This window comes from Mumia sp. (assembly GCF_028803055.1).
Classification (GTDB): Bacteria; Actinomycetota; Actinomycetes; order Propionibacteriales; family Nocardioidaceae; genus Mumia.
The window spans coordinates 1-17,013 of sequence record NZ_JARBCJ010000061.1; the positions used below are offsets into that span (position 1 = coordinate 1).

Here is a 17,013-nt window from a genome sequence, read left to right on the forward strand (position 1 = left end):
CCGAGCGGTACGACCACGTCGTGATCCCGCTGGCGAACGCCTTCCGCAAACGGTTCCTGCCCAACCTCGACGCGATCAGCGAGACGATCGAGAAGCTCGAGATCCCCGTCACCGTGGTCGGGGTCGGGGTGCAGTCGGCGGTGGGGGAGCGCGTGAGGGCCCCTCGGCAGGTCGGCGAGTCGGTCACCCGGTTCGTCCGGGCGGTGCTCGAGCACTCGCCGTCGATCGGCGTCCGTGGCGAGTGGACCGCCGAGTATCTCGAAGGGCTCGGCTTCGGCTCCGACCATGTCGAGGTCATCGGCTGTCCGTCGATGTTCCTCCACGGCGACCAGCTCCCGCTGCGCCGCTCGACGCGGCCGCTCGACCCCCGTGGGCCGGTCGCCTTCAACCTCTCGCCGTACCTCCCCAAGATGGCGCCTGTCGTCGAGGACCAGGTCGCGCGCTACCCGGGACTGGTCTACTTCGCCCAGGACATCAAGACCCTCGGGCTCCTGCTCGAGGGCAGCAGCGATCGCACGGTCATCGATGAGCGCTTGCCGATCCACGCCGACCATCCTCTGATCGCCGAGGGCCGGACCCGGTTCCCGTTGGACGCGACGACGTGGATGGAGGCGCTCGCAACGTACCCGTTCTCGTACGGCACGCGGATCCATGGCAACATCGCGGCCCTCCTCGCGGGCACGCCGGCCTACGTCCTCGCCCACGACGCCCGCACCCTGGAGCTGGCGCGCTACCACCAGATCCCGCACCGTCGCATCGACGTGGACGTCGACGGTGTGGATGCGGCGGCCCTGTACGCCGAGGCGGACTGGACCCCGATGCAGGCCGGCCACGCCGAGCGCTTCGGTCGCTACTCCGCCTTCCTCCACTCCCACGGCCTCTCGCACGTGTTCGATCCCGGTCAGGCCGCGGGTGCCCAGGCGTTCGACGAACGGATCGCCCGCAAGACGTTCCCGCCGCCCGTCGGAGAGCCCGTCGTCGGGGTCGGACGCTCCCGTGCGCTGGCCGACCGGATCAGGTCGAAGGCGCGGAGGGTGGTCCGACCGGCTCGTCAGCGAGTCTGAGGGCCTCGTCGAGCGCGTCGGTGAAGCGGCGTGTGCTCGCCCCGTCGGCCGTCTCGCCGAAGTAGTGGAACGACAGCGCGTGCATCCGCTCGCGAGGCCACGGGCGGTCGAGCAGCTCCGCGGTCCGGGGCGCATCCTCAGCCGACAGTCGTGGCACCTCGTCCAGGAACCGCGACGCTGGGAGGGTCGTCCGGGGCTCGCTCGGGACGGTGACGACCATCGGCTTGCCTGTGGCGAGCCAGTCGTAGGCCACCGACGACAGGTCGGTCACGCACACGTCGGCGAACGACCACTGCCAGCCGTACGGCCCGGTGTCGACCAGGTGACGGTCTCCGTGGTCGGCGAGCAGGGCGCGGATCTGGCGGTCCGCGGCAGCGTACGCGGTGTCCTGCACGCCGCTGCGCGGGTGCGGACGGTAGATCACCCGGTAGCGGGGGTCGGCCACCAGCGAGGCGACGAGCGCCACCCCGTGGGAAGCCACGGACCCGTAGGCCATGCTCGCCCGGTCACCCTCCCACGTCGGCGCGTAGAGCACGCGGACACTGCCGTCGGCCGGCCAGGACGGCGCCCCCGGGTAGTCGAGGTCGAGCTGCGGGCGGCCCACCTCGCGGACGTGCGTCGTCGCGTCGAACTCCCGGAGCGCGCCGGTGATGCGTTCGCGCGCCGCAGGACCGGCGACGAGGACGCGGTCGTACGCCTTGTTCTGGTTGGTGACGCTCGAGTCCTTGTCGCTCTCACCGTGCCCGAGGTGGACGTGCACGGGTCGTGCGAACCGCAGCATGCGGAAGTTGAGGGGGAGATGGTTGACGTAGAGCACGACCCTGACGGCGCCTCGACCGACGAGGTCCTCGAGGTACGAGGATCCTGGCGCGAAGTAGACGGGAAACGCTGTCTCCTCGAGAACCCGCCGTCCCGTGTCGGGTCGGGCGACCACCACGGCCACCGGCCAGGGCAGCGCGGCGAGGACGCGGTCCCACTGGTGCAGCTGGTAGAGGTTCTCCGGGCCGTCGGCGAAGTAGAGGACGATCGGCGCGTCGAGGGCAGCCGGGTCGGTGTTGCAACGAGCGGCGAACGCCCCGCGGTCGAGGCGGTTGCGCACCGTCGCGACGCCTCGGCGCGCGACAGAGGCGAGGCGGCGGATCCGATGCACGCCGGTCACTCTACCGCCGGTCGCACCGGCGTTCGCCGCCCGTCACGGCGCGGGAGCGCGAAGCCGGGAGGACGCCATGATCGCCAGGAAGTGGCCGACGACCGCGGCCAGCGCGAGGGGCACGAGCACGACGACGAGGGTGCGCGTCCCGGCCAGGCCGCCCCAGGCGTCGCCCGCGACGAGATCGACCACCGCGGCGACGAGGGCGAGCAGGGTCAGCTCGACGGAGTGGTAGAGGCGGTGGAACGGGACGAAGCGGGCGACCCGGCGCAGACGCGCGACGACGCCCGGCCGGGGTGCCGAGGCCTCGGCGCTGTCAGGCACCCGGGGGAGGCCGGCGAAGGCCCGGGAGACGTGCACGAAGTCGTTGAGCGATTTGTTGAGCAGGATGATCACCGCGAGCAGCGCACCGAGCGTCGTCCACCCGTAGTGGTCGTCGAGGTCGGGGAAGCCGCCGGCCGCTCGTACGCCGAGCGCGATGGGGATCAGCGACTCGGTCGTGTAGTGGCCGATCTTGTCGAGGAAGACTCCCGCGGGGGAGAACGTCTGACGCCACCTCGCGACCTCGCCGTCGGCGCAGTCGAGCAGCATCTGGAGCTGTCCGAAGAGGACGGCGAGCACCACTCCGACGATGCCGGGGACAAGCAAGGACCCCGCGGCGAACCAGCCGCTCAGGATCATCAGACCCGTCACCGCGTTGGCACTGAGACCGAGGCGCACCAGCGGACGGCTGACGTAGGGCGAGATGTCTCTCAGGTAGAGGTCGGCGACCCAGTGCTCGGCGCTGCGCCTGGCGCGCACCTCGGGTGGCTGGGCGACCGCACGATACTCCGCGAGGGTCGGGCGATCGGGCCTGGCAGCGGTCGAGTCGGGCACGGCCGCCACCGTAGCAGCAGCCTCAGCGTGGTCCGCGCGCCAGCGTCGCGGGGTCGGGGGTGGTCCAGTGCAGCACCTCGGGGCAGAAGGGCGCGTGCCACTCGCGGAGAACGGTCGAGCCGGCAGACGGGACCACTTCCGCCCACCAGTGCGGACAGTGCGGGCACGGTGTGATCACGAGGTCGTCCGGATCGAACTCGACCGGCATCATCGGTGTGCTGACTGCCGGGTGGCCGCCCACCTCGCTGATGTCGACCACGAAGCCCTCGCTTCGCGGACCGCCCTCGTCGTCCTCGCTGCCGACGTTGCTCCCCACCGCGATGACCTCGTGGACGAAGCCCGCGGTGTCGACGACCCGGTGCTGGTAGCTGTAGCCGGCCGACTCATTGAAGCCCCCCGCGATCAGCGCGCGGGTGCGCTCGATGTCGTCGGGGTGCTGGTGGCGGAGCAACAGCTCCGTCGTGATGCAGTCGGACGGCCCGAGACCGAGGATCGCGTACAGCCCGTCGGAGAACTCCCACCGGTCGTCGCGCATCCAGTACGTGTAGTGACCGAGAGCCGGCGACGGCCCCCATGGCATCTCGTCCTTCATAGCGTCCCCCGAGGTTCAGCGCTGCCCCCCAGCAGCCTGAGCACGACGTTAGGTCGCTGCTCGGCGGCTGGCAAGGGCTGCGTGAACGTGGCGACGCGGCCGGTCACCGCCTCAGTGCGCCAGGACGCCTTCGGGGAGCGCGTCCGGAGCGGTCCCCTCCCCGAAGGGCGAGCCGCCCAGCGCCTCACGTCCGTGCGCGGAGTGCCAACCCGTCAGGTCGGGACCGGCCGGGATGATCTGCGTCGGGTTCAGGTCGGTGTGGACGACGTAGTAGTGCGCCTTGATCTGGTCGAAGTCGATCGTGTCACCGAAGCCAGGGGTCTGGAACAGGTCTCGTGCGTACGCCCACAGGACCGGCATCTCGGTCAGCTTCTGACGGTTGCACTTGAAGTGGCCGTGGTAGACGGGGTCGAAGCGCACCAGGGTGGTGAACAGGCGGATGTCGGCCTCGGTGATCGTGTCGCCCATCAGGTAGCGCCGTGTCGCGAGCCGCTCCTCGAGCCAGTCGAGCGCGGTCCACAGGCGCTCGTACGCCGCGTCGTACGCGGCCTGCGAGCCCGCGAAGCCACACCGGTAGACACCGTTGTTGACCTCGGTGAAGACGCGCTTCATCACGGTCTCCATCTCGTCGCGGAGGTGCTCGGGCCACAGGTCCGGCGCGCCGGCGCGGTGGTGGTCGGACCACTCGAAGAACAGGTCACGGGTGATCTGGTCGAAGTCGTTCGTCGCCACGGCCTTGGTCGGCACGTCGACCATGGCGGGCACGGTGATGCCGAGGGGATAATCCGGGACACGGGCGAAGTAGGCCTGCTGCAGGCGCTCGTAGCCGAGGACGGGGTCGACGCCGCCGGGATCGAGGTCGAAGGTCCAGCTCCGTGCGTCGTGGACCGGTCCGCACAGGCCGAGGGAGATCGCGTCCTCCAGGCCGAGGAGGCGACGGACGATGATTGTCCGGTTCGCCCAGGGGCAGGCGCGGGCGGCGACCAGCCGGTACCGGCCCGGCTCCACCGGGTAGCCGTCACGGCCGTCGCGCGTGATGCGAGTGGTCAGATAGCGCATGTCGCGGGTGAAGTCCTCGCCCGCGTGCACGTACGCGCCCTTGGTCGAGTTGGGGTCGTCCGTCGTGGTGCTCACCTCCCCAGTCTGCCTGCTCCGATGATGCGGTGCCGCCGTGCCACCACCATCCGGATCGCGGGGACGGTCAGGAAGGCGGCGACGACGTTGAGCGGGCCGAAGCCCCAGACGTTGACGACCACGCCCGCGAGCAGGCCGCCGAACGCACCGGCCAGGCTCATGAGAAGGTCGGAGGCACCCTGGACGGCCGGACGGGACGCCGGCAGGACCGACTGGGCGACGAGCGAGGACCCGGCGATGGTCGACGCCGACCAACCCAGCCCCAGCAGCACGAGGCCGACCATCATCTGGGGCTCCGACTCTCCGGCGGTGCCCGCGACGAGGGCGGCGAGGAGCAGCGTCGCCTGACCGAGGATGATGGTGCGCCCGCGCCCCCACCGGTCGGTGAGCAGGCCCATGACCGGTGCGAGCGCGAACATGCCGGCGATGTGCAGGCTGATGGTCAGGCCGATGATGGTGAGGCTCGATCCGTGGTCCTCCATGTGGACCGGCGTCATCGCCATCACCGCGACCATCAGTGCGTGGGCCCCCGCCACGGTCACCACGCCCGTCCGTGCCGCCGCGTTCGACCGGAGCAGCGGCCACGCGTCGCTCATGCGAGACCGCGGGCGCGGCCCGTCGGCCGCCGGACGGATCTCCTTGGCGACGTGGAGGGGGTCCGGCGTCAGGGCGACGGCCATGAGGATCGCGGTGAGCGCGAACCCGACCGCGGCGAAGACGAACGGGCCGGCGAGGTCCGGGATGCCGAGAGCACCGGCCGCCTGGGCGCCGAGTCCGGTGAGGTTCGGCCCGATCACCGATCCGATCGTGGTCGACCAGACGACCAGGGACAACGCGCGGCCGACGTGCATCGGCTCGGCGAGGTCGGTGGCGGCGTAGCGCGACTGGAAGTTGGTCGCGCTGTTGGCGCCCACCACGAAGAGCCCGGCGAGCAGGATCCACGTCGAGTCGGCGACGGCGCCCGCGACCACCACGACCGCACCGATCGCGGCGACGAGCCATCCGGTGGCCAGGCTCGTCCGCCGCCCACGAACCGAGGCGAGACCAGCCAGCGGCAGCGCGAGCACGGCCGCGCCGAGAGTCAGCATCGTCGTCGCCAGTCCGGCGACGGCCGCAGAGCCCGAGACCTCCTTGACCAGCAGCGCCCCGATCGAGAGCGCGGCGCCCGCTCCCAGCCCACCGATGACCTGGGCGGACGAGAGGACGCCGACCGTACGCCGCTGGACGGCGGCGACGTGCTCGGGAGACCAGGACGTCGTCGTCACCAGATCGTCACGCGCTGGTGCGGCGCCAACCACATGCCGTCGTCGGAGGTCACGGAGAACGCGTCGTGGAAGGCGTCGAGGTTGCGGACCACCTGGTTCGTGCGGAACTCCGGCGGGGAGTGCGGGTCGATCGTGAGGCGACGGACGACCTCGGCCGGGCGCACCTTGCCCCGCCAGCACTGCGCCCACGAGATGAAGAACCGCTGCGCGCCCGTCAGACCGTCGAGCACGGGCGGCTCCTGTCCGTCGAGGGCGAGGAGGTAGGCCTGGTACGCGATCCCCAGCCCGCCCAGGTCCCCGATGTTCTCGCCGATCGTCAGGGCACCGTTGACCGTTCTGCCATCGGCGCCGTCGGGGGAGAGCGTGTCGTACTGAGCGATCAGCGAGCTCGTGAGCTTCTCGAACGCGGCCCGGTCCTCGTCGGTCCACCAGCTGCGCAGGGCTCCGGAACCGTCGTACTGCGATCCCTGGTCGTCGAACCCGTGGCCGATCTCGTGGCCGATCACGGCGCCGATCCCGCCGTAGTTCACCGCGTCGTCGGCCTCGGCGTCGAAGAACGGCGGCTGGAGGATCGCTGCGGGGAAGACGATCTCGTTCATCGTCGGGTTGTAGTAGGCGTTCACCGTCTGCGGCGTCATCAGCCACTCGTCCCGGTCGATCGGCTTCCCGATCTTGGCGAGCTCGCGGTCGGTCGCCGCGTTGGAGGCGCGGCGGACGTTGCCGAGCAGGTCCGCGGGGTCGGCGGCCAGCGGGGCGTAGTCACGCCAGCGCTTCGGGAAGCCGACCTTGGGGGTGAACGCGTCGAGCTTCTCGAGCGCGCGCTCCTTGGTCTCGTCGCTCATCCAGGGCAGCGTCGAGATGCTGTGCCGGTAGGCCGCCACGAGGTTCGCGACGAGGGCGTCCATGCGTGCCGCGGCGGTCGGGGGGAAGTGACGCTCGACGTAGAGCCGGCCGAGCCCTTCGCCGATCGCGCCCTCCACGAACGCGACGCCGCGCTTCCAGCGGGCGCGCAGCTCGTCGGTGCCCGAGAGCGTCTTGCCGTAGAAGTCGAAGTTCGCGTCGACGAACGGACTCGACAGGTACGGGGCCGCCGCGGACACGAGGCGGAAGCGCAGCCAGTCCTGCCACGCGGCCACGGGCTCCTCGCGTAGCGCGTCGGACAGCGCCTGGAGGTAGGACGGCTGGGAGACGACGACCTCGGACAGCACCGCCGGGTCGAAGCGTGCGGCGGCGGCCCACGCGTGCCAGTCGAGGGCCGGGGAGAGCCCCTGGAGGGCATCGAGGTCGAGGAGGTTGTAGGTCTCGACCGCGTCGCGGCTCGCCACCCGGTCCCAGTGCCCCTTCGCCAGCCGCTCCTCGAGGCCGTAGACCCGCGCCGCCCGGGCGTCGGCGTCGTCGAAACCGGCGAGGCCCAGCATGATCGCGACGTGCGCCTGGTAGGCCGTGCGCGCCGCGGCGAACTGCTCCTCGCGGTAGTAGGCCTCGTCAGGAAGACCCAGGCCGCCCTGCACGACGGTGACCACGTAGCGCTCGGGCGCACCGGGGTCGGGCCCGACGTACATCCCGAAGGCGCCGGAGGCGGCCTGGCGCTCCAGCCGGCCGAGCGCGTCGACGACGGCGGCGAGGTCGCGTACCTCGTCGACGCGGGCGAGGTCGTCGGCCAGCGGGGCCGCCTCGAGCGCCTCCACCCGGTCGACGTCCATGAAGCTGGCGTAGAGAGCACCGATCTTGGCGCCCTCGTCGTTCACGCTGCCACCGGCCGGGTCTCCGGCCGGGTCTGCCTGGCACTCCTCGACGATGGCGCGGACGTGCACCTCGGCCTCGTCGACGAGGGTGACGAACGAGCCGGCGACAGCGCGGTCCGGCGGGATCTCGGCGGTGGCGAGCCAGCCCCCGTTGACGTGGCGGAACAGGTCGTCCTGGGGACGCACCGCCTGGTCGCTGCCGCTGCCGTCGATCCCTGATCTCACGCGTACTCCTCGTCATCGACCTCGTGGCGGCGGCTCTCGCCTCACGCCCTCGTCAGTCTAGGCAGGGAGGGTCTCCGAGACCTCACGCATTATGGCGACGCCTGCTGCCGGTCCTACTTGACCGATCCCGACACGAGTCCGCTGACGATGTAGCGCTGGAGCGCGAGGAAGAGGATCGTGACGGGGAGGGCGGCCAGCACCGCGCCGGCCGCGAAGATCGTCCAGTTCGACGACGTCTGCTCGGAGACGAACCCGAAGAGCCCGACCGCGAGCGTCTGGTTGTCGGGGTCGGTGAGGAACACGCTCGCGATCATGAACTCGCTGGTGGCGGTGATGAAGGCCAGCAGGCCCACGACCGCCAGGATCGGCGTCACCAGGCGCAGGACGATCCCGAAGAAGATCTGAGCATGGCTGGCTCCGTCGAGCCGGGCGGCCTCGTCGATCGAGACCGGCACCGTGTTGAAGAACCCGTACATCAGGTAGGTGTTCACGCCGAGCGCGCCGCCCAGGTAGACGAGGATCAGCCCCGCGTGGGTGCCGATGCCCAGCGCGGGGAAGACGTCGCCGACGTTCGACATCAGGATGAAGATCGCGACGACCGCCAGCATCTGCGGGAACATCTGGACGAGCATCAGCGACAGCAGCCCGAACCGCCGCCCGGTGAACCGCATCCGCGAGAACGCATACGCTGCCAGCGCGCCGAGGAACACCGTGCCGAGCGCGGTGACCGTGCCGACCACGAGCGTGTTGACGAACCACCGCCCGTACGGCCGGCTCGGGTCGTCGAAGAGTGCACGGTAGTTGGTGAGGTCGAACGTGCTGAAGAGCCGACTGCTCCCCGACAGCGTGCCGGCGGGGTCGAGCGAGGCGGACAGGACGTAGAGGATCGGGAACGTCGCATAGACGACGACGGCGATGCCGACGAGGTGCCGCCAGCCCAGGGCGGTGAACCAGCGCCGGAAGCCGCGCCGGCGCGGAGCGTGGACGGTGCTCATCAGTGGATGTCCTCCAGGGCCTTGGTCCGGCGGAACATGATCGCCGCGATGACGCCGATGACGACGAAGATGATGATGGCCAGCGCGCTGGCGAGGCCGTAGTCGCGACCGGTCCCGGTGCCGAACGCGACCTTGTAGACCATCGTGATCAGCAGGTCCGTGGCTCCGATGTCGTTGCTCGTGTCCTCGAACCGCGGCCCGCCGCGGGTCAGCATGTAGATGACGTTGAAGTTGTTGAAGTTGAAGGCGAACGTCGTGATCAGCAGTGGTGCGACCGACACGAGCAGCAGCGGGAGCTTGACCGACCGGAAGGCCCGCCACGGGCCGGCGCCGTCCATGCGGGCGGCCTCGGTCATCTCGTCGGGGATCGACTGCAGCGCCCCGGTGCAGACGAGGAACATGTAGGGGAAGCCGAGCCAGAGGTTGACGAACAGCACGCTGAAGCGGGCCAGCCACGGGTCGGTGAGCCACTCGATCTCGGCGCCGCCCAGCAGCACCTGGTTGACGAACCCGAACTCCGTGTTGAGCATCCCCGACCAGACGAGTCCCGACAGGAAGGCGGGGAAGGCGTAGGGAAGGATCAGCAGCACCCGGTAGACCTTCTTGCCACGCATGCTCGGCACGTTGAAGACCATCGCGAGGAACAGCCCGAGCCCGAAGCAGAGCACGACCGACAGGGTCGCGAAGGCGAACGTCCACACGATCACGGAGACCAGGGAGTCGCGCAGCTGGGGTGTCTCGACCGCGCGGCGGAAGTTCTCCAGGCCCACGTTGATCTTCCAGCCCGGGACCAGCTCCTCGCCCTCGGCCGAGACGTACGCGCCCTCGCCGCCGTCGGTGTAGACCGTGCCGGTGGCGACGTCGGTGAAGCTGTCGGCGTCCTCGTCGTAGCGCAGGTTCGAGCGGTACTCGTAGGCGCTGCTGCCGTCGGCCGTGCGCAGTGTGCCGTCGGAGGGGTTGTCGGAGACGGGGACGGAGATGTCGAGGATCTCGTCCTGGCGCTGGAGGAGGTCCTCGAACGCGAGGGGGGCGTAGCCGTCGACCTGCGTCGCCTTTCCGCCGCCGGAGACCTCGGCGTCCTCGACCTCGGAGAGCGGTTCGTCGGCCGAGCCGAGGGAGACCGTGCCGTCGGGAGCGGTGACCAGGAACCACAGGTCGTCGCCCTTCTCGAGGACGGCGAGCTGGTACTGCGGGGAGTCGGGGACACGCTCCTGGCCCTTGGTCGCGATCGCCGTGACCGCGTCCTCCTTGGTGCTGTTGTGCCCGTCGCCGGCATTGGTGAAGGCGATGTAGCCGGTGTAGACCATGACGAAGACCTGGAAGATCAGCAGCAGCGTGATCCCGGGCGCGAGGTACTTGGCCGGCAGGCCGTCGCGGCGCAGGTAGACGACGTTCACGGCGACCGTCACGACCACCGTGACGGCAAGGACCAGCCACTTCTCCTGGGCGGCCAGCATGAAGACCGCGTACACCGCGAGCGCGTCGACGAGAGCGAGGAGCGCGATCTTCACGAGGATGCCGATCAGCCCGTCGGTCTCTCCGGGCCGGCGCAGCCGTGCCCACGGGCCCCGGCGCCCCGGTCGCTGGTCGGGAGAGCCCGAGTCCTCGCTGCGGTGCTCGTCGGTGAGCGTCATCAGGGCGTGCCCCTCCTGGGGTGAGAGCGGGGGAGAGCAGACCGGCCGGGGAGCGGAACCGCTCCCCGGCCGTCAGTGAGAGATGTCAGCCTGCGACCTTCGTCTGGACGCTCGCGACCATCTTGGGCCACGCCTGGGCAGGCTGAGCCTTGCCCTTGATGATGTCGAGCTCGGTCGCGCCCCAGTCGGCCCACACCGCGTCCATCTGCGGGATGGCCGGCATCGGCGAACCGCTCTTGCCGATCGCGCCGAACGCCGCGACGATCGGGTCGGACGCCGCCTTCTCGAACGACGCCTTCAGCGCCGGCGGACGACCGCCCTGGGCGAAGAGCGCGTCCTGGGCGTCCTCGGAGCTCAGGTAGTTGAGCACGAACTCGCTGGCGGCGAGGGCGTTGGTGGCCTTCGCGCTGATGAAGAACCCGTTGACGCCGATGAACGGGGTCGCCGGCTCGCTGCCACCGGTCGGGATCGGGTCGATGGCGATCTCGAGGCCGGCCTTCTGCATGTCCGGGACGTTCCACGGTCCGGTCAGGAAGTACGGCGACTGACCCTTGTTGAAGGTCTCCTTCGCGATGTCCGCGGTGATGCTCGGGTTCAGCGCACCGGCCTTCGCCCACGCCGCCAGGTCCTTCGCGAACTCGACGCCGCCGGGGTTGCCGAGGCCGAGCTTGCTCGGGTCGTAGTCGCCGTCGGCGTTGCGCTCGAACACGGGGACGCCGTACGAGGTCTGGATGCCGTAGAGGTGGTACGGGTCGCCCTGCTTCGGGTCGAGCCCGACGAGGAACGGGTACTTCGCCTTGCCGGCGTCGACGACCTTCGTGCCGGCGGCGACGACTTCGTCCATCGTGGTGGCCGGCTCGGGGAGGAGCGCGGTGTTGCGGACGAGCGCCACGTTCTCGATCGCGTACGGGAGGCCGTACGTCTTGCCCTCGTAGGTCATCGCCTGGATGGCCGCGTCCTCGAACTCACCGGCCTTGTCGCCGAGCTCGAGGGGGGCGACGACGCCGTTCTGGACGAACTTCCCGAGCCAGTCGTGCGGGCCGACGATCATGTCAGGACCCTTGCCGGTCGGTACCTGGGTGATGAAGTCGTCACGAGCCGACTGGAAGTCCTTGATGACGAGCTTGACCTCGACGTCCTTGTCCTTCTTGAAGGAGGCGACCGCGTCCTTCAGAGCCGGCGCGCGCTCGGCATCGACCCACATCGTGAGGGTCGACCCCGACGACTTCGAGGAGTCGTCGGCGGCGTCGTCGTCGGACGACCCGCCGCAGGCGCCGAGCAGGAGAGACGAGGCGACGGCCAGGGCACCTGCGGCCAGGACGCCTCTGCGGTTCACGAGCATGAGGTGTGCTCCTTCGTAAGAGTGGAATCGGTTCCATTTCTAAGCGACAAGAGTCATCTCAAGCAAGTCGCGAGACGAAACCTGATCGCAACATTTCGATAACGGGCCTCCGTACGGGCCGGATGGCCGGATAAGCCATGGGTGTTGACTATGGTGTAATCGCTTCCACAAATCCGGCCTCGAAGGAGAGCAGCAATGGCGATCGACGTGGCCCCCCGCGCCGACGGACCCGCCGACACCCCTGTGCCGCAGCGTGACTGGTGGCGCGACGCCGTCGTCTACCAGGTCTATCCGCGCTCCTTCGCCGACGGCGACGGGGACGGGACGGGTGACCTCATGGGCATCGGCGACCGCCTGCCGGCCCTCGCCGAGCTCGGAGTCGACGCGGTGTGGCTGTCGCCGTTCTATCCGTCGCCGCAGCGTGACGGGGGCTACGACGTGAGCGACTACTGCGACGTCGATCCCGCTTTCGGGACCCTGGCCGACCTCGACCGTGTCGTCGACGTCGCGCACGCCCACGGCCTGCGGGTGATCATCGATCTCGTCCCGAACCACTGCTCCAGCGACCACCCGATGTTCCGGGCGGCTCTCGCGGCGCCTCCGGACAGCAGGGAGCGAGCGCGTTTCCACTTCCGTGACGGCCGTGGCGAGCACGGTGAGCTCCCCCCGAACGACTGGCAGTCGCACTTCGGCGGCTCCGCGTGGACCCGTGTCACCGAGCCCGACGGGCGCCCGGGGCAGTGGTACCTGCACCTCTTCGACCCCACCCAGCCGGACTTCAACTGGGACAGCGAGGACGTCCTCACCTTCTTCGACGAGGTCCTCGACTTCTGGCTCGCGCGGGGTGTGGACGGCTTCCGCGTCGACGTCGCCCACGCGCTCGTCAAGGCCCCCGGCCTGCCCGACTGGGGCGGACGGGCCGATGGCGCCAGCTCACCCGGGTTCCCCGGCCACGAGGCCCCGATGTTCGACCAGCCCGGCGTGCACGCCGTCTACGAGCGCTGGCGCGAGCGGCTCGAGCGCTGGGGGCCCGACCGCATCCTGTGCGCCGAGGCCAACGTCGCGCCCCTCGAGCGCGCCGCCAAGTGGGTCCGTCCGCGAGAGATGCACCAGGCGTTCAACTTCGCCTACCTCCACGCGCCGTGGGACGCCGTCGCCCTGCGCCGCGTCATCGACGAGTCGCTCGCCGCGTTCGGTGGCGTGGGCGCACCGAGCACGTGGGTCCTGTCCAACCACGACGTCGTCCGCCACGCCACGCGCTTCGCGCTGGTCGACGCCGCTCACGTCGCCCATGGGCACGGCTTCCGGGCCGACACGCCCCTCGACCCCGAGCGGGGGGAGCGGCGTGCTCGTGCCGCCACGGCGCTCATGCTGGCACTGCCCGGTGCCGTCTACCTCTACCAGGGCGAGGAGCTCGGGCTGCCCGAGGTGCTGGACATCCCCGACGACCAGCGGCACGACCCCTACTTCCTGCGCAGCGGTGGCGCCGTGGTCGGCCGCGACGGCTGCCGGGTGCCGATCCCGTGGGAGGCGCACGCCCCCGCGTACGGCTTCAACGGCAGCGGCTCCTCCTGGTTGCCACAGCCCGCGCAGTGGGCCCGCTACGCCCGCGACGTCCAAGGCGCCGAACCGACGTCGACCCTGGCGCTCTACACCCACGCCCTGGCGACGCGAAAGGTCCTCGGGCTCGGCGCGGGTTCGTTACGGTGGGTCCGCGCCGACGAGCCGGCGGTGCTCGCCTTCGTCAACGGGGAGGTCCTCGTGGTCGCCAACCTCTCCGACCACCCCGTCCCCGCCGAGGCCGACGAGATCGTGCTCGAGAGCGTCCCGGGTGCGGTCAGCGACGGACTCCTGGCCCCGGACGCGACCGCGTGGTTCCGCGCGCCGGCCGGCACGGGTCTGACGGAAGGCTGATCCGGTGGCGGGAGTGACGATCAAGGACGTCGCCGAACGGGCGGGTCTGTCGGTCGCCACCGTGTCGCGCGCGCTCAGCGGGCGCGGTCACGTCTCGGAGACCGCCCGGACGCTGAGCGCCCAGGCTGCTCGTGACCTGGGCTACGTCGCCTCGTACAACGCGGCCAGTCTCGCCTCGGGACGCAGCAAGAACGTCGGGCTGGTCGTGCCCTGGGTGAACCGCTGGTTCTTCAGCACGATCATCGAGACCGCATCGACGGTTCTGGCGGCGGCGGGGTACGACGTCACTCTCTACTACCTCGGTGGCGGCAAGCGCGAGCGTGGGCTCGTCTTCAGCGACTTCCTGCTCCGCAAGCGTGTCGACGGGCTTCTTGCCGTGGCGCTCGAGCTCGACGACACCGAGCGCGTCGACCTGTTGCGAGTCGGCACCCCGGTCGTCTGCATCGGCGGCGTGATCCCCGGCGTGTCGACGGTCAGCGTCGACGACTTCGCGACCGCACGTCTCGCCACCGACCATCTCGTCGCGCTCGGACACCGCCGCATCGCGCACATCGGCTGGGAGGGCGCCGGGGACTTCGCTCTGGCAGCGACCCGGGAGGACGGCTATGCGCGCGCGCTGCGCGATGCGGGCCTCGAGGTCGTACCGGAGCTGGTCGCCCTCGGAGACTTCACGATGCAGGAGGGCTACTCCACCGCCAAGCGTCTGCTGTCCGACCCACGACTGCGTCCGACGGCGATCTCTGCCGCCTCCGACGAGCTGGCCATCGGGGCGATCACCGCCGCGCGGGACCTCGGTCTGGACGTGCCGCGTGACGTGTCGGTGGTGGGGATCGACGGGCACGACCTCGGCGGCGTGTTCGGTCTGACGACGGTCGACCAGCATGTGCGCGAGCAGGCGACCCAGGCCGCCGACCTTCTCCTGCGCCAGCTCGACGACGACTCCGTGGACCGCGAGCCCGTCCACACCGAGCTCGGCCTGGACCTCGTGATCCGCTCGAGCACGATGGCTCCACGCCCGGACGGGCCACGCACGCGGTAGCGTGCCTCGGGTGGCTGTGTCCTCCCAGCGTTCGGGCATGAGCGGCATGCTGACGGCGTTGGCGCACCCCGTCCGCATCCTCCCGGCGACGTTCGTGCTCGGCAGCGTCGCCGGCACCCTCCTCCTGCTCCTCCCAGGCATGCGGACCGACGGTCAGCAGGGTGGCGCGGTCCTGCCGGCCGCCTTCACGTCGGTGTCCGCGGTGACCGTGACCGGACTCAGCACGGTCGACGTCTCGTCCTACTGGACGCCGCTCGGGCAGGTCGTCATCCTCGTGCTCGTCCAGGTCGGCGGCTTCGGCTTCGTCACCCTGGCCACGATCCTGGGTGTCGTCGTCGGGGGCCGGATCGGCCTGCGCTCGCGGCTCGCCACCCAGATGGACCTCCACCTCGTCAACCTCGGCGAGGTGATCCCGCTCGTCCGGCGGATCCTCGTGACGATGCTGGGCTTCGAGGCCGTGGTCGCCGTGGTGCTGACCTTCGGGTTCGAGTCGCGTCACGACGAAGGCTGGGGCGAGGCGATCTGGCACGGGATCTTCTACTCGGTGATGGCGTTCAACAACGCCGGCTTCGCGCTGGCACCCGACAGCCTCGTCCAGTACGTCGGCGACGCCGCGCTGATCCTGCCGATCTCGATCGCGGTGTTCGTGGGGGCGGTGGGCTTCCCCGTCCTTGCGGAGCTGTCACGCCGGTGGAGGCGCCCCGACCGCTGGTCGATCCACACCAAGCTCACCGTGTGGGGCTCGTTCCTCCTGCTGGGCGCCGGGACGGTCCTGTTCGGGGTCGTGGAGTGGTCGAACCCCGCGACGATGGGCGGCCAGTCGTTCGGCGAGAAGCTCGTCACGTCGTTCGAGGGCGGCATCATGCCGCGTTCGGGTGGGTTCAACTCCATCGACTACGGGGAGGCCCGGTCCGAGACGACCCTGATCACAACCATCATGATGTTCATCGGCGGCGGGTCGGCCAGCACCGCCGGTGGCATCAAGATCACGACGTTTCTCCTGCTCGGCTACGTGATCCTCGCGGAGGTGCGTGGTGACCCCGACGTCACCATCGGCTCGCGGCGGATCGGGGTCAGCACCCTGCGGCAGGCGCTCACCGTCGCCCTGCTGGCGGTGATGCTCGTCGTGACCTCGACACTGGCGCTGCTCGTGGTGGCGGAGGTGAGCCTGGACGAGGCGTTGTTCGAGGCGACGTCGGCGTTCGCCACCGCCGGTCTCTCCATGGGCGTCACCGGTGATCTCCCGCCCGCCGGCCAGGCGGTGCTGATGTTCTTGATGTTGATCGGCCGTGTCGGTACGGTCGCGACGGCGTCAGCACTCGCCCTGCGTGCCCGCCCGCGTCGCTTCCACCTGCCCGAAGAGCGACCGATCATCGGCTAGGAGAAGATGACCCGTGCCCAAGAACTCGACCCCTCCGCCCGACGCCCCCGTGCTCGTCGTCGGCCTCGGTCGCTTCGGCACCGCCGTGGCGTCGTCTCTGACCCGGCTGGGACACGAGGTGCTGGCGATCGACGAGAGCATGGAGCTCGTCCAGAAGTGGGCGACGGAGTTCACCCACACGGTCCAGGCCGACTCCACCGACGAGGAGGCGCTGCGCCAGATCGGTGCTGACCAGTTCGACCGCGCCGTGGTAGGCATCGGCACCGACATCGAGGCGAGCGTGCTCAGCGTGCTGACGCTCACCGAGCTCGGCGTTCGCGAGATCTGGGCCAAGGCGATCAACAAGAAGCACGGCAAGATCCTCGAGCGCGTCGGCGCGCGCCACGTCGTGTATCCCGAGTCGGCGATGGGCGAGCGGGTCGCTCACGTGGTCTCGGGGTCGATGATCGACTTCATCGAGTTCGACGACGGCTTCGCCATCGCGCGCACGGCGGCACCGTCGGGAGCGGTCGGTCGCACGCTCGCGGAGTCCGCGCTCCGCCACCAGTACGGCATCACCGTGGTCGGCGTGAAGCGACCGGGGTCGGACTTCACCTACGCGCGGCCCGAGACGTTCCTCGGTGAGTTCGACGAGCTGATCGTCTCGGGGCCGACCAA

General features: G+C 70.2%; 14 protein-coding genes. 5 read left to right on the forward strand and 9 right to left on the reverse strand.

The window, feature by feature from the left end:
• The coding region (locus PV363_RS07890) for a polysaccharide pyruvyl transferase family protein (RefSeq protein ID WP_301022068.1) at positions 1 to 1,064 on the forward strand (1,064 nt) is incomplete at its 5' end.
• Here the strand turns inward: PV363_RS07890 and PV363_RS07895 are convergent.
• The 9 genes from PV363_RS07895 to PV363_RS07935 all read right to left on the reverse strand — a co-directional run bounded on the left by PV363_RS07895 (position 1,015) and on the right by PV363_RS07935 (position 12,022).
• A complete protein-coding gene (locus PV363_RS07895) occupies positions 1,015 to 2,214 on the reverse strand; it encodes a CDP-glycerol glycerophosphotransferase family protein (RefSeq protein ID WP_301022069.1) in 1,200 nt (399 codons plus the stop codon). The two genes, PV363_RS07890 and PV363_RS07895, sit on opposite strands and share 50 nt — an antisense overlap.
• A gap of 42 nt (positions 2,215 to 2,256) precedes the next feature.
• Positions 2,257 to 3,090, reverse strand: a complete 834-nt coding sequence (locus PV363_RS07900) for a CDP-alcohol phosphatidyltransferase family protein (protein ID WP_220344172.1) — start codon at positions 3,088 to 3,090, stop codon at positions 2,257 to 2,259.
• Positions 3,091 to 3,112: 22 nt separating this feature from the next.
• Positions 3,113 to 3,682, reverse strand: coding sequence for a hypothetical protein (locus PV363_RS07905; protein ID WP_220344173.1), 570 nt, complete (start codon positions 3,680 to 3,682; stop codon positions 3,113 to 3,115).
• Positions 3,683 to 3,793: 111 nt separating this feature from the next.
• Positions 3,794 to 4,741: a glutathione S-transferase C-terminal domain-containing protein gene (locus tag PV363_RS07910; RefSeq protein ID WP_301022077.1), complete on the reverse strand. Its 948-nt coding sequence runs from the start codon at positions 4,739 to 4,741 to the stop codon at positions 3,794 to 3,796.
• 71 nt (positions 4,742 to 4,812) lie between these two features.
• Positions 4,813 to 6,081, reverse strand: a complete 1,269-nt coding sequence (locus PV363_RS07915; protein WP_301022070.1) for an MFS transporter — start codon at positions 6,079 to 6,081, stop codon at positions 4,813 to 4,815.
• Positions 6,078 to 8,051 carry a M13-type metalloendopeptidase gene (locus PV363_RS07920; protein ID WP_301022071.1) on the reverse strand — a complete coding sequence of 658 codons (1,974 nt, stop codon included), beginning with the start codon at positions 8,049 to 8,051 and terminating at the stop codon, positions 6,078 to 6,080. Before PV363_RS07920 ends, PV363_RS07915 begins: the two co-directional genes overlap by 4 nt.
• Before the next feature lie 113 nt (positions 8,052 to 8,164).
• Positions 8,165 to 9,046: a sugar ABC transporter permease gene (locus PV363_RS07925; RefSeq protein WP_366525459.1), complete on the reverse strand. Its 882-nt coding sequence runs from the start codon at positions 9,044 to 9,046 to the stop codon at positions 8,165 to 8,167.
• Positions 9,046 to 10,680 (reverse strand): ABC transporter permease subunit, encoded by a 1,635-nt coding sequence (locus PV363_RS07930; protein ID WP_301022072.1) that lies wholly within the window; start codon positions 10,678 to 10,680, stop codon positions 9,046 to 9,048. The genes PV363_RS07925 and PV363_RS07930 overlap by 1 nt, the downstream gene beginning before the upstream one ends.
• An 85-nt stretch (positions 10,681 to 10,765) precedes the next feature.
• Entirely contained in the window at positions 10,766 to 12,022 is a 1,257-nt protein-coding gene (locus PV363_RS07935) for a maltose ABC transporter substrate-binding protein (protein ID WP_301022073.1), read from the reverse strand.
• A gap of 195 nt (positions 12,023 to 12,217) precedes the next feature.
• On the opposite strand from PV363_RS07935, the gene PV363_RS07940 reads away from it, so the two are divergent.
• The 4 genes from PV363_RS07940 to PV363_RS07955 form a co-directional block, all read left to right on the forward strand.
• Complete coding sequence (locus PV363_RS07940) at positions 12,218 to 13,936, forward strand: alpha-amylase family glycosyl hydrolase (protein ID WP_301022074.1); 1,719 nt, start codon at positions 12,218 to 12,220, stop codon at positions 13,934 to 13,936.
• Between the two features lie 4 nt (positions 13,937 to 13,940).
• On the forward strand, positions 13,941 to 14,975 hold the full coding sequence (locus PV363_RS07945) for a LacI family DNA-binding transcriptional regulator (RefSeq protein ID WP_301022075.1): 1,035 nt from the start codon (positions 13,941 to 13,943) through the stop codon (positions 14,973 to 14,975).
• Positions 14,976 to 15,012: 37 nt separating this feature from the next.
• Positions 15,013 to 16,356: a potassium transporter TrkG gene (locus PV363_RS07950; RefSeq protein WP_220344181.1), complete on the forward strand. Its 1,344-nt coding sequence runs from the start codon at positions 15,013 to 15,015 to the stop codon at positions 16,354 to 16,356.
• A gap of 13 nt (positions 16,357 to 16,369) precedes the next feature.
• Positions 16,370 to 17,013: TrkA family potassium uptake protein (locus tag PV363_RS07955; protein ID WP_301022076.1), on the forward strand; the 644-nt coding region annotated here is incomplete at its 3' end.

What these genes read in the sequence shown, in the direction of transcription:
- PV363_RS07910 (WP_301022077.1), bottom strand. Translation starts at nt 4,741, where the DNA reads ATGCGCTATCTGACCACTCGCATCACGCGCGACGGCCGTGACGGCTAC.
- PV363_RS07925 (WP_366525459.1), bottom strand. Translation starts at nt 9,046, where the DNA reads ATGAGCACCGTCCACGCTCCGCGCCGGCGCGGCTTCCGGCGCTGGTTC.
- PV363_RS07950 (WP_220344181.1), top strand. Translation starts at nt 15,013, where the DNA reads ATGAGCGGCATGCTGACGGCGTTGGCGCACCCCGTCCGCATCCTCCCG.
- PV363_RS07935 (WP_301022073.1), bottom strand. Translation starts at nt 12,022, where the DNA reads ATGCTCGTGAACCGCAGAGGCGTCCTGGCCGCAGGTGCCCTGGCCGTC.
- PV363_RS07940 (WP_301022074.1), top strand. Translation starts at nt 12,218, where the DNA reads ATGGCGATCGACGTGGCCCCCCGCGCCGACGGACCCGCCGACACCCCT.
- PV363_RS07930 (WP_301022072.1), bottom strand. Translation starts at nt 10,680, where the DNA reads ATGACGCTCACCGACGAGCACCGCAGCGAGGACTCGGGCTCTCCCGAC.
- PV363_RS07905 (WP_220344173.1), bottom strand. Translation starts at nt 3,682, where the DNA reads ATGAAGGACGAGATGCCATGGGGGCCGTCGCCGGCTCTCGGTCACTAC.